At 69.8% G+C, this 12,813-nt stretch carries 8 protein-coding genes; 7 read left to right on the forward strand and 1 reads right to left on the reverse strand.

The window, feature by feature from the left end; genetic code table 11:
* Window positions 1-59 precede the first annotated feature (59 nt).
* Both NQZ70_RS34255 and NQZ70_RS34260 read left to right on the forward strand, forming a co-directional pair.
* Window positions 60-1,370, forward strand: a complete 1,311-nt coding sequence (locus NQZ70_RS34255) for an RNA polymerase sigma factor (protein WP_129577991.1) — start codon at window positions 60-62, stop codon at window positions 1,368-1,370.
* 191 nt (window positions 1,371-1,561) lie between these two features.
* Window positions 1,562-2,305 carry a hypothetical protein gene (locus NQZ70_RS34260; RefSeq protein WP_129577992.1) on the forward strand — a complete coding sequence of 248 codons (744 nt, stop codon included), beginning with the start codon at window positions 1,562-1,564 and terminating at the stop codon, window positions 2,303-2,305.
* 295 nt (window positions 2,306-2,600) lie between these two features.
* Here NQZ70_RS34260 and NQZ70_RS34265 read toward each other — a convergent pair whose 3' ends face one another.
* Window positions 2,601-4,262: a hypothetical protein gene (locus NQZ70_RS34265; RefSeq protein ID WP_129577993.1), complete on the reverse strand. Its 1,662-nt coding sequence runs from the start codon at window positions 4,260-4,262 to the stop codon at window positions 2,601-2,603.
* A gap of 122 nt (window positions 4,263-4,384) precedes the next feature.
* On the opposite strand from NQZ70_RS34265, the gene NQZ70_RS34270 reads away from it, so the two are divergent.
* The 5 genes from NQZ70_RS34270 (at window position 4,385) to NQZ70_RS34290 (ending at window position 12,782) form a co-directional block, all read left to right on the forward strand.
* Window positions 4,385-5,974, forward strand: coding sequence for an IS1182 family transposase (locus NQZ70_RS34270; RefSeq protein WP_129572542.1), 1,590 nt, complete (start codon window positions 4,385-4,387; stop codon window positions 5,972-5,974).
* A gap of 727 nt (window positions 5,975-6,701) precedes the next feature.
* Complete coding sequence (locus NQZ70_RS34275; RefSeq protein WP_129577994.1) at window positions 6,702-7,208, forward strand: hypothetical protein; 507 nt, start codon at window positions 6,702-6,704, stop codon at window positions 7,206-7,208.
* Window positions 7,209-7,361: 153 nt separating this feature from the next.
* Entirely contained in the window at window positions 7,362-7,847 is a 486-nt protein-coding gene (locus NQZ70_RS34280; protein ID WP_129577995.1) for a hypothetical protein, read from the forward strand.
* Window positions 7,848-8,579: 732 nt separating this feature from the next.
* A complete protein-coding gene (locus NQZ70_RS34285) occupies window positions 8,580-10,331 on the forward strand; it encodes an EGF domain-containing protein (protein ID WP_207217566.1) in 1,752 nt (583 codons plus the stop codon).
* Between the two features lie 267 nt (window positions 10,332-10,598).
* Window positions 10,599-12,782, forward strand: a complete 2,184-nt coding sequence (locus NQZ70_RS34290; protein ID WP_129577996.1) for an FG-GAP-like repeat-containing protein — start codon at window positions 10,599-10,601, stop codon at window positions 12,780-12,782.
* Window positions 12,783-12,813: the final 31 nt, after the last annotated feature.

Consider the following 12,813-nt stretch of genomic DNA (forward strand, 5'->3'; position numbering starts at 1 on the left):
GCTCGGCCTGCATGACGTTTTTCAAATGTCGAACAGGCGCGCCACGTAACTGGGTTGGTATGGGGAAACCATCTCGCGAGACCGACGACGCCGCCGAGGGATCACCGCTCACCCTGGAGGCGATCATGACCGAGCACCAGGACGCCATTCGCCGCTACGTGGAGCGGCAAGGTTTCCATGGGGCGGATCGGGACGACCTGGTCCAGGAGATCTTCCACGGCGCCGCGCGGTCGCTGCCCCGGTTCGATCCACGCCTCGGGACCGTGCGCGCGTGGCTCCTGCGGATCGCGTTCAACCTGATCTCCCACGAGCGCGAGCGCGCCCATCGCCGGCACGAGGCGCTGTGGCCGGAGGAGGCGCTGGACGAGCTCTCCAGCGATGCGCCGGACTCCGAGACACGGCTGATCGAGGCGCAACGGAGCGAGATCCTCGCGGAGCTGCTCCTCTCGGTCCCTCCGGCGCGCCGCGAGATCCTTGTCGCGCACGATCTGGAGGAGGCGGCGGTCCAGGACATCGCCGAGGAGCGCGCGCTCCCGCGCAGCACCGTGTGGAACCACCTCCGGCTCGCGCGGCTGAGCCTCGGCGCCGCCGCGCGGCGCTGGCTGGCGCGGAACCGCGGCCGCGGCGCGCTGCTCGCCGTCGCGTTCGGCCTGCGCGAGGCGCGCGCTGCCTCGGGCTCGCTGCGGGAGAGCCCGCTGCTACATGGAGGCGCGCTGCGGCGAGGTCGGCTGCGGCGGCTGCTCGACCGGGCTCGCCGCGCTCTCCGGCGCGCGCCGTCTCCCGGAGAGGCCCGCCGAGCGGCGAGGCCGCGGCGCACGTCGCCGGTGGCGCCGGTGGCGCCGGTGGCCGTCGGACGATGGGCGGCCCGCGCCGCGCCCGGCGCCGTGGCGGGCGCGCTCGTCCTGCTCGCCCCGGCCGGGGGCGGCGACTTCCCGTTGCCGATCGCCCACGCCGTTGCGCTGCGCTCTCCGCACGCCGCAAAGCCAGCTCCCGCCTGGCCAGCCCAGCACGGCAGCCCCGTCCCCCCGAGCCCGGAGGTGCCCACGAATCCCCTGGGCGCCGGCGCCGTGACTCGCGCCCTTGAGGCCGCGAGCCACAACCGGGCGACCGCGCGGCCTCCGTCCGCGCGTGCTCGGGGCGACGGCGCCCGATCGACGCCCGAGCAGCGGCTGATCCGGCTGGCCATCGCGACGCTCGCCACAGGTCGAACCGTCGACGCGCGGCGCCTGCTCGAGCGGCACCGGCGCGACTTCCCGCGAGGTGCCTACGCAGGCGACCGCGAGGAGCTCCTGCGACGGCTGCGCGCGGACGTCGACGGCCATGGACACGGCCACGCGCCGGTGAGCAGCATTCCGCCGCGATCGCGGTGAGCGACGCAGCACGGTGCGCGATGGCGCAACAAGGAGGGTGAAAGAGATCAGCAGCGATGGAGAAGCGAATGGGCTGCTCGGCCGCAGGGCGCCCGATTCGTGCCTTCCCGTCCTGGCGAGTCCTCCAGGCATTGCCATATCCGCCCAGGCCCGCCAACATGGCCCCGTTTTGCTCAACCAAGGAGGCGCCTGTGGCAGACCCCTACATCGATCCTTTCGAGACGAAGATTTACGGCAAGTTCGCGCGCGAGCAGATGGCCGCGGTCCTGATGGGCAAGGTCCCGCCGCTCGACGGCATGGTGGAGTTCGCGATCGGCAAGCAGCTCGTCGCCGATCAGGCGATGTCCGACGTCCTCGATCGCCAGCCCAGGCCGGCGCCGCAGCTCGACAGCGGCGCGGTGCTCGATGAGGCGCGGGACGTCGTGGTGCGGTTCTCCGCATACCTCGACTCGCTCAAGGGGAGGCCGGTCGACCCCAAGGTGTTCTTCCGCGGCGAGGCGCCGAGCGTGCTGGCGCGCCGGCGGCTCACGAAGCTCACGGCCGCGGTAGGGCACATCGCCGACGAGCTCGAGAAGCACCGCGACCAGGTGCGGGGCGCGGACATGTGGCTGGCCGAGCTCCGGGAGGCGCACGAGAAGCTCGGGATCATCGAGCGGCAGCAGCGCGCCTCGCGCGTCGAGCGGCTCGAGCTCGGCCCCGAGGTGTCGACCGCACGCGACGCCTGGCTGGGTGTCTACAACGCCAACAAGAGCCTCGTGCGCGGGCTGCTCGCCCACCTCGGCAAGCCGGAGCTCCTGCCGCTCATCTTCGACGACCTCGCCGAGATTCACCGCGCGACCGGCGTGAGCGACGGGCTCCCGACCGGCCAGCCGGGCGCGCCGGCGGCGCCGACCGGCGCGCCGGCGGGCCAGCCGGAGGCCTCGCCGGACGCGTGAGCCGGCGGTTCCGTTGCAACGCTCGATGCAAGCGTTGCAACGGGCGCCTCGGGGACCGAGTCGGCCATTTCAAGGCGTGAGATGGCCGACTCGGGGGCCCAGCGGGGCGGATCGAGGCATGAGATGGGCGGCTGGGCGGCCCAGAGGGCCATTTCGTGGCATGAAATCGCCGGCTGGGCGGCCGAGTCGGCCGTTCAAGCCTTGAAGCGGGCGACCATGCGCCATGGAAGGCGCTCTCAAGGCAACTGAGGGGCATCGGCGCTAGCCGGCGGCACCCGGCCGCTGCCTCCCCGCTTCAGCCGAGCCCTGCGAGCGCGAGCGCCTCCACGAGGTCGTCGACCAGGGCCTGGTCCGCGGTCACGCGACGGACGACGGCCCGGGGATCCCGCGCGACCTCGGGCAGGATGGCGGCGAGGTCGCGGCCGGCGGCGCGGGCGTCGGCGACGCGGCCGAGGCGGGCCAGGACAACGGCGCGGTCGAGCGCGCTCCAGGCGAGGTTGGGGGTGGTGATGGCCTCGGCCTCGATGAGGGCAGCCGCGTAGTCGCCGCGGCGGCAGGCGTCGAGCGCGAGGGCGTGGTGGACGGTGCCGGGATAACGCTTCGTCAAGCTCCGATGCTTGCGGAGGATGGCAGTGCCGCGCTCCCAGTCGCCGGAGAGCGCGAGGAGGAAGCCCGTGAACATGAGCGGCCCGCCGAGCTTCAGGGCGACCTTGGCCGCGGCCTGCGCCCCCGGGCCGTCGCCGGCGTCGAGCAGCACGAACGCGAGCACCTGGTGGGGGTTGGCCAGCTTGGGCTCCAGCGCCACGGCCCGGCGCGCATGATCGGCGGACCGGCAACGGTCGTGATCCCTGCCGGCGGCCGTCCACGACGAGAGCACATGAAGAAACGAGGAATAGGCCAGCAGCACCCCGTCATCGGGGTCGCGCTCGAGGAAGCGCGCGCAGTGGTCCGCGAGCTCGGCTTGCAGGCGGCCATCGAAGGTGGCGAGCCACCGGGGGAAGCGCAGGAGCACCTCGTACGCCGAGCGCGGAGGGTGGACGCAGCGCTCCTCGGCCTCGATGGCATGGACGGCGCCGAGGGGCAGCGCGACGAGCAAGGTGGTGATGTCGCGCGCGATCTCGTCCTCGACCGCGAACAGGCGGTTGTCGACGTCGGAGCGGTCGAACGTCTTGCTCCACACCTGGATTCCGCGCGTCGTGTCGTGGAGCTTGACCGCCACGCGGAGCGCGCCGGGGATGAGGCGCACGCTCCCCTCGACCACGTAGCGCGCGCCCCGCGCCTCGGCCTCTTCCAGGGTGGCGGCGCGCGAGAGCACGCGCACGCGGGGGGCGCGAACGAAGAGGTCGCCGAGCCGGTCGGTCAGGCCGTGGGCGATGGCGCGGCTCCGCGTGCCGGTCGAGCCCGGCACCGGCCGCTCGCTCTCCGACCCATCCGCGTTCAAGGAGGCGGAGACGGCGGTGATCGAGGCAAAGGGGAGGATCGCGATGACGGGCCCATCGGCGCTGGCCGGGAACCGCGGCCCTCGGGGGGACGGTGGGCCCGGCCGGTCGGAGGGCGGCGAATCGAGCGAGGGCCGCCGGGAGACGGAGGGTTGGGCGGGGTCGGGCGCGGCTGGCCCCGTGGCGAAGACGGGGGCGTAGCGGCCGCGCGGCAGCTCGATGCGCACCGCCGTGGCGCGGTTCGCGGCGTAGCAGCGCTCGAGGGCGCGCCGGAGCTTGCTCATCTCGACGCGCACGATCGAGTCCTCGGTGGAGTCGAAGCCCTCGGGCCGATCGAAGATGCGCGTGGCGAGGAGGGGCGCGCGCAGCTCGGCGCCGCGCCCCGCGAGCACCTCGCCGACCAGGAAGCGGAGCAGCCGGATCTGCCGCGCGGACCCGCCGAACACCGGGCTCGTCACCACCCGATCCAGCTCGGCCACGATGGCCGCGCGCAGTTCGGTCTGCGGAGAACTTTCCATTTACGTCAGCATGCTCCCCTAGAGCACCGATCAGGTTGATTTTGTGACAATCCCCGGCGCTTCGATGGAAGGCTCGACCGTCTCGCCGGGCCATGATCTCGTCCGCGGCCGGAGGTTCACGGATGGAACGATGGTCGCCGCCGGTGGAGCTGTCGCGGCAGGAGCAGTCGCTGATGAAGCGGCTGACACGCGTGAGAGCCCTGTTCGGCTTTCTCAGGCTGCACCGGCACGAGCTGTTTGATGAGACGTTCCAGGAGCAGCTGGAGGGCATGTACCGGATGACGGGGGCAGGCGAGCCGCCGCATCCGCCGGCGCTGATGTGCATGGTCACGCTGCTCCAGGGCTACGTCGGCGCATCCGATGCCGAGGCGGTGGAGCTGTCCGTCGTCGACCTGCGCTGGCAGATGGTGCTCGGCTGTCTGGGTGCGGCCACGCCTCCGTTCTCGCAGGGCGCGCTGCAGGCGTTCCGGGAGCGGATGGTAGCGCACGAGATGGACCGAGTGCTGCTGGAGCGGACCGTGGCGCTCGTTCGGTCCGGCGCGATGACGGAGGGCGAGAGGCGTGCGGTGTCCAAAGCGCTGCGCGTGGCCATCGACAGCCGCCCTTTAGCGGGGGCCGGGCGGGTTGAGGACACGATCAACCTGCTCGGCCATGCTGCGCGCAGCATCGTCGGCGTCGTGTCGAAGATCACCGGGCGTCCTGCCGAGGAGATCTGCCGCAAGGCGGGCATCCCGCTGCTTCTGGCGCCCAGCATCAAGGCCGGGCTCGACCTCGACTGGAGCGACCCGAAGCAGAAAGCGGCGGCGGTCCAGATCCTGGAGCGGCAGGTCTCGTCGCTGCAGCAGTGGGTGGACCGGCATCTGGACGACGTCGTCGAGCAGCCACTTCGCACCTATCTTGATGCGCTCACACAGGTTCGAAACCAGGACCTGGAAACAGCCGAGGATGGCACGATTCGCATCCGGCAAGGCGTTGCGCCCGACCGCCGTGTCTCCATTGAGGATGTCGAGATGCGCCACGGCCGCAAAAGCCGCTCGAAGCGGTTCGACGGCTACAAGGAACACATCGCACGCGACCTTGACCTTCCCGTCATCGTCGCCTGCGCCGTCACACCAGCGAATCGGCCTGAAGAAGAGGGCGCCGCGCCGCTCGCCGAGGACGTCCAGCATCAGGGGCTACGTCTGGTCGAGCTTCACATCGATCGCGCCTACGTGAACAGCCCGGTCGTTGACGACGTGCTCCGCGCGGGCGGCCAGGTGTTCTCGAAACCTTGGGGCCAGCGGGCTCGCAGCCCCGGTTTGTTCAGCAAGCGCGACTTCAAGATCGACCTGCGCGCCAAGACGATCACGTGTCCGGCAGGACAGGTCGAGGTATTCGAACCGGGCGACACGGTCGAGTTTGATCCTGAGGAGTGCGGCGCGTGCCCTCTGCGAGCTAAGTGCACCCAGGCCGCTTCCGGACGAGGTCGGACGGTATCGATCGCCAAGGACGAAGCCCTGCAGCGCAAGTTCCGGAAGCTGCAGCAGACCGGGCCGGGGCGCGAGGTGCTCCGGCAGCGGACAGCTGTGGAGCATGCGCTCGCCCACATCGCAGCGCGGAAAGGACACAGCGCGCGCTACATCGGCGCCAGGAGAAACCTGTTCGACCTCCGCCGCGCAGCGGCGATCCAAAACCTCGAAGCGGCCCAGCGGCTGATGCAGGAGGCGGCGTAAACCATTGGAATTAGATGGTTTTCAACATGTTCGGCGCTCTAGGTGCCCCTCCGGATGCAACAGCGTGAATCGCACCGCTCTCCCCTCCCCGAGGAGAGCGTGTGGCCTTGCCCAACGTCGGGCCGTTCCGCCGCGGAATGCGCGAGGATCGGCGCGAGCCGCGGACCGGGCGATGTGATTCACAGCGAATTCACGGTAAAAACGCGTGTGGGGCCGCTGCGCTGACGTTTACCGTGCGCGGTCAGGGCACACGCGCCTCGGCCCCGTCGGGGGGCAACGCGGGGCCTGCGACGGATCGCACCGGGGGCGGCGTCCCTGCCGGGGGGCCGCCAGGGATGACCTCTCCATCATGAGCACATCGAGCTTCCTCAGAGGCGCATCCGCGCTCGCCCTCGCGGCGCTGGGCCTCGCCGCATGTACCGAGCCGGCCGCTCCGGAGTCGACGGACCGGGGGTGCGCTCCCGCGCGAGGCGCGCGAGGCCATGGGCGAGGTGCGCGAGGCGGCCGTCGCGACGCTCGGGGGCATCGGCGCGGCTCTGGCCCGCTGGAGCGTCGATCCGGTCGCGCTCTTCGACGCCGCGCTCCGCGAGACGCAGCCCGCGCTGTCGCCCTCGCTGCTCGGCCAGGCGCAGCTCCCGAGATGCCGAACTCCGTGCTTCTTCACTGTCCGTCCAGCCGGTGCACGGCGTGACTGGATGAAGGTTTCAATACAAAGGAGCGTTCAACGATGCGCATCTCTCGAATTCACCTTGCAGCCACGGCGCTCGCCGCAGCGCTCGGAGGGCTCTTCGCCGGCGCCGGGGGCGCCTTCGCGGAGGGCAACGACTTCGCCGGGGCCTACGTGGCGAGCCTCCCGGAGCGCGCGGAGATCATGCACCTTCACCGGGACGGCACGGCCGGGATGACCCTCTCGGATCAGGTCACGTTCGGCGCCGGCGGGTTCACGTTCAGCGACAGCCTGGGCTCCTGGAGGCGCGCGGGGAGCCATACGGTCTCCGTGCGCATGCTCAACCTCAACTTCGATCTGACCGGCGCAGCGCCCGCGTTCTCCGGGATCGCCGTCGTCGACTACGTCCTGGTGTTCGCGCCGGACAAGGAGACGTTCACGGCGAGCTGTCAGGGCAAGATCTTCGCCACGGGCGTCGACCCGCTCGATCCAGGCGTCACCCCGGTCACGGAGTTCGATTGCGCGTACCTGAATGGATATCTCTACCATCGGTCGCCGGCGCCGTAGCTCCCCGCACCGAAAAGGCTTCCGGTGGCGTCACCGCCGTGGGACAAGAAATCGTTTTTCCGTGCTCGTTTGAACGGACCTGTCGCGGCGTACTGGCGCGAGGACGCGCCGAGAGCACGTGGCGCCGGTCCATGGAGAAGGATCGAAACCGGTATGCGCAAAAGGCTTCTGTTCGCTCTCTCGCTGCTCCCGCTCGCGGCCCTCGGGCTCGCGCTCCGGCCGGCGCCCACACTGGCCGGCGGCTTCCCCCGCAGCTGCGCAGGGACCTACCTGATCTCGGAAGCGGGCGGGGCCAGGGATTTCTGGACGTTCGCGGCTGACGGGACCTTCTTCGGGACCACCTCGACGCAGCCCCTCTACAATTTCTCCAACCAGCAGGGCAGCTGGGAGAAGGTCGGTCACGACGGCGCTCGGGGCGCCCTGTTCGCCTTCGTTTACAACGAGGACAACACCCTGATGACGACGGCCCGGATCGATATCGTCCTCGACACGGTCGGTCAGGGCTGCGACGAGATCGCCGGCTCTCTCGTCGTGCGCACCTTCGAGGACGGGGAAGATCCGCTCGATCCTTCGAGCGACACCGGCGATCCCATCGCCTCCGACACCTTCACCGGCCGGCGCGCGACGGCGAGCCCCTGACGGCCTCCGCGCGTGCGGGCGTGTCGAGGGCGGAGGAGCGCGCAGGCGCGGTGATCGCGGCAGGGCCGCGGCGGGCCACCGCGTGACCGTGGGCGATCGCGACCCGACCTTGATCGCTCGATCGCAGCGGGATCGTGCGGATCCCGTCCGAGGACATGCCAAGAGCAAGTTCGCCCGTACACGAACGGTACCGCCCGTAGACCAACGGTATCGCCTGTATACACACGGCAGCCCCTGTCCACGAACGGCAGCGCCTGTCCACGAACGACAAGAATGTGTGCCAGGACCAATTTTCGATTTACGCGGCTCGCCTGACTGGAGCATCATGATGCGGCGACACTCCGTCATCGATTTGGGCAGAGTGTCCGCGGTCGTTTAGGGCGGTGAGGGGCGCACTCCGCAGCTGAGGCATTCAGGCAGCAGCAGCGGCGGAGCGCGGCTGGACCCAGGGGCTGCTCGTGCCCGGTACCGTGATGTGCGCGATACCGGGCAAACGGGCCCGATGAGTCGGTGTGCCCTGATTTCAGCGCGAGCGCAGCACGAGAGCCGGAGGCTCGTGCGTCGGCGCGCCGAAAGACGTGCAGGAGCCTGCATCGACATCGCCTCCGCAAACAACTTATTCACACTGGCATCGATCTTGAACTGTCAAGTGCGTGACCTGAGGCTTCTCCAGCCAGCGCAGGCTCGGCATCGCGCGGCACCCATCCGCCCGAACAGACACAGAGGACAACCATGCGCCATCACAAGAGATATCTTCTCGGCTACCTAGCGATCCCGGCGTTCTCCACCCTGCTGGTCGCGAGCTGCACCAGCGCCGGCCCCTCCGCGGCCGACGGCGATCACGACGACGAGGCCGTGGGCGAAGCCCATGACGCGCTCACCCCCGAGCAGTGCAACTACTTCGACGTCAACGGTACGGTCCAGCTCTGCCACAAGACCGGCTCCGCGACGAAGCCGTACACGATCATTCGCGTCAACGAGCAGGCGTGCATCAACGCGCACAGCGCCCACGCCCAGGACTACGTCACCAGCCTCGACCCGAGCTCGCCGCTCTACGACCCGACCTGCGGCGGCCAGGGCTGTCTGGCTGTGAGCGCGCCGTGCGACCCCACGGTGCCGTGTTGCGACGGCCTCACCTGCCAGAGCGGCACGTGCACCGATGTGAACGAGTGCGCCCTGGGCACCGACAACTGCGACGCGAACGCGACGTGCATCAACACCACGGGCTCCTTCACCTGCGCTTGCAACGAGGGATACGCCGGCGACGGCGTGACGTGCGTCCTGCCCGGCTGCGGCAACGGCTTCGTCGAGGCGCCAGCGGAGGCCTGCGACGACGGAAACCAGACCGCCGGCGACGGCTGCCGCGCAGACTGCAAGGGCCTGGAGGTCTGTGGGGACGGTCTGACCGATTACCTCACGGAGGAGTGCGATGACGGGGATGACAGCGACCCTGCCGACGGCTGCCACGCGTGCCAGTTGCCCACCATCACCAGCGTGCCCGCCCAGAAGATCAACGGCACCCTCTCGTGCCCGGCCGGCGGAAACCCGAACACGGGGCGCAAGGTCTCCAGCGATGCGCTCGGCAAGTTCTACGTCGTGATGATCTGCGGGGGCGAGGCCTTCACGGCCGCGAGCCAGGACTTCGGCCAGACCTGGAGCACCCCGATCTCGACCGGCCTCACCGACGTGGCCGAGGCGGCGATCGAAGGCGGCGCCGGCAACACCGCGTTCGTCGCGGCGACCCGCGCCCCTGGCAAGCTCAGCTTCACGCGCTCGACGGACGGCGGCGCGAGCTGGGAGACCGTCCAGGAGCTCGTGGAGCCCATCCTCGACGCCGAGGTGAGCATCGACTCGCTCGGCCAGGACGTCTACATCTCGGTCGTCCCGGCCGGCGGGCAGCTCCAGATCGTGCGCAACGACCAGGGCGGCGACGCCGGCGCGTGGGCTTCCACGACCATCGCGCAGTCGAACGCCTTCCACGAGATCATCGTCGATAAGATCAGCGGCAACGTGATCTCGTCGTCGGACGACCCTGCCTTCCGCGTCCGCCAGAGCACGGACGGCGGTGTCACCTTCGGCACCGAGGCGAACCCCCCCGGGCAAGCGTTCTTCTCGGACTGGGCCGGCTCGAACGGGCTCCTTTACACGACCGGCACCTTCGGCGGCACCGACATCGACATCATCCCGCTCTCCGCGCCCGGGACGTCGACCCAGGTGAACGGGCTCCCCGCCAACCCTCCTGGGCCCCTCCGCGCGATCGACGCCGACCCGGTCGGCAATGCGTACGTCGTCTCCCAGCTCACCGACGGGAGCATCCAGCTCGACCGCATGGTGTACCAGTCGGGCGTCATCTCGGCCGCGGATGCCCGGCTGATCGCGGCGAGCGGCGCGGCGCCGGGCGTCGCGGGGCTGCCCAACAGTCAGGGCGCGCTCGTCGTGTTCCGCAGTGGGAGCGACATCTACGCCGCGGTCGAGACCTACTGACGAGACCGGTCGTACGGGTACGTAGTGGTCCCGGAAGCGCGGAGACCCCTCGAACCGCCCCACAATGACCTCCTCCAGCAGGTCCCGCTCCTTGTACGCGCTCGCGGGACACGCCTGGTGTTCCGTCTCGACATCACCTCCGCAAACGGCATATTCGCGCCGGCGTCGATCTTGAACTCTTGAAGTACATAACCTGAGGTTTCTCCAGCCAGCGCAGGCTCGTGCATAGCGCGGCACCCCCGCTTCAACATCAACAGAGGACAAACCATGCGTCACCTCAAAGGCTCTCTTCTCGGCTATCTGGCGATCCCGGCTTTCTCCACCCTGCTGCTCGCGAGCTGCACCAGCGCCGGCCCATCCGCGGTCGACGATGATCACGAGGACGAGGCCGTGGACGAAGGCCATCATGCGCTCACTCCCGAGCAGTGCAACTACTTCGACGTCAACGGAACGGTCCAGATCTGTCACAAGACTGGCTCCGCGACGAAGCCGTACACGATCATTCGCGTCAGCGATCAGGCGTGCATCAACGCGCACAGCTCCCACGCCCAGGACTACGTCACCAGCCTCGATCCGAGCTCGTCGCTCTACGACCCGACCTGCGGCGGCCAGGGCTGTCTCGCTGTGAACGCGCCGTGCGACCCCACGGTGCCGTGCTGCGATGGCCTCACCTGTCAGAGCGGCACGTGCACCGATATCAACGAGTGCGCCCTGGGCACCGACAACTGCGACGCGAACGCCGCGTGCACCAACACCGCGGGCTCCTTCACCTGCGCCTGCAACGCGGGCTACTCCGGCGACGGCGTCACCTGCACGGACGTCGACGAGTGCGCCGCCGGCACCGACAACTGCGACGCGAACGCCGCGTGCACCAACACGGCCGGCTCCTTCACCTGCGCCTGCAACGCGGGCTACTCCGGCGACGGCGTCACCTGCACGGACGTCGACGAGTGCGCGGCCGGCACGGCCAACTGCGACGCGAACGCGACGTGCACCAACACGGCGGGCTCCTTCACCTGCGCCTGCAACGCGGGTTACTCCGGCGACGGCGCCACGTGCACGGAAATCGACGAGTGCGCGCCCAACCCGTGCCAGAACGGCGGGACCTGCACCGACGGCATCGACAGGTACACCTGCGAGTGCTTGCCCACCTACGAGGGGACCCACTGCGAGGCGTGCGAAGGCAGCCTCGCGGACTGCAACGGGCTCACGTCCGACGGCTGCGAGGTCAACCTCCAGAGCGACGCCTCGCACTGCAATGCCTGCAACCTCGCGTGCGCGGCGGGAGAAATCTGCTCGAACGGCGGCTGCCAGACCCCGCCCTCCGGCCAGGTGCCCGGCACGCCGATCAGTACCTCCGTTCCCCACAACCCGCTGGCTCCGGCGGTCGCCGATGTGAATGGCGACGGTAAGCTCGACGTCCTGGTGGCCAACGCCGAATCGGGGTCGTTGCTGTTCCCCTCCGGGTCGCTCTCCGTCTTCCACGGCAACGGCGACGCGACCGTCCAGCCGGAGCTCTACACCACGGGCGCCCCGCTCTCCAGCAACGCGGTCGTGGCGGTGGACGTGGACGGCGACGGGTGGCTCGACGCCGTCACCGTCGACGGCCAGACCAACCTGCCCCTCATCAACGGGAGCATCAGCGTCTACCGAAACCTGGGCCCGAGCGCGCCCGGGACCTTCGACACGCCGACGAGCTTCACCACCGGCACCCCGGGCTCCGTCCACCTCTGCACCGGGGACTTCGATAACGACGGGGTGGCCGACATCGCCACCACCAGCGTGACCCTGAGTCGTGTGAGCGTGATCCTGGGCACCGGCGGGGGCAGCTTCGGCGCGCCCACGCTCATCTCCATCTCGGGCACCGGGGGCGTGCAGTCGAGCATCGCCTGCCGCGATCTGAACGGCGACGGGTTCTCCGATCTCGTGGTGACGAGCCCCGGCACCGCGCGTCTCTCGATCCTCATCAACCAGGGCAACGGCTCGTTCGCCGCGCCGGTCGCCTACACCAATTCTGCCAACGGCCAGACGGCGGGCATCGCCTTTGGCGACGCCGACGGCGACGGCAAGCTCGACATCCTCTCGAACGGCGCGGCCGGCCGGTTCCTCTTCTTCTTCAAGGGGAACGGCAACGGCACGGTCGCGAGCGGCGTCTCATCCACCGCCTCGCCCACCGCGATCGCCAACTCGGCGCTGGGGGTCGTGGCCAGCGATTTCAACGGCGATGGCAAGCTCGACGCCTACATCCTGGTCACCACCTCCTCGGGCGGCGTCCGCCCGATGACCGGCAACGGCAACGGGACCTTCGTCGCGGGCCCCGTCGTCTCGACCGGCACCTCGCCCGGCCCCAACGCCATCGCCGCCGCGGACCTGGACGGCGATGGGTACGACGATCTCGTCCTGACCAACCGGGGATCCGGCACGCTCACCGTGATCCCCAACGGACTCTGACCCGCCTCTTCGCCCTTGCGCTGCCTAGATT

Origin of the sequence: Sorangium sp. So ce836 (assembly GCF_028553905.1) — a bacterium.
GTDB classification, from domain to species: domain Bacteria; phylum Myxococcota_A; class Polyangia; order Polyangiales; family Polyangiaceae; genus Sorangium; species Sorangium cellulosum_D.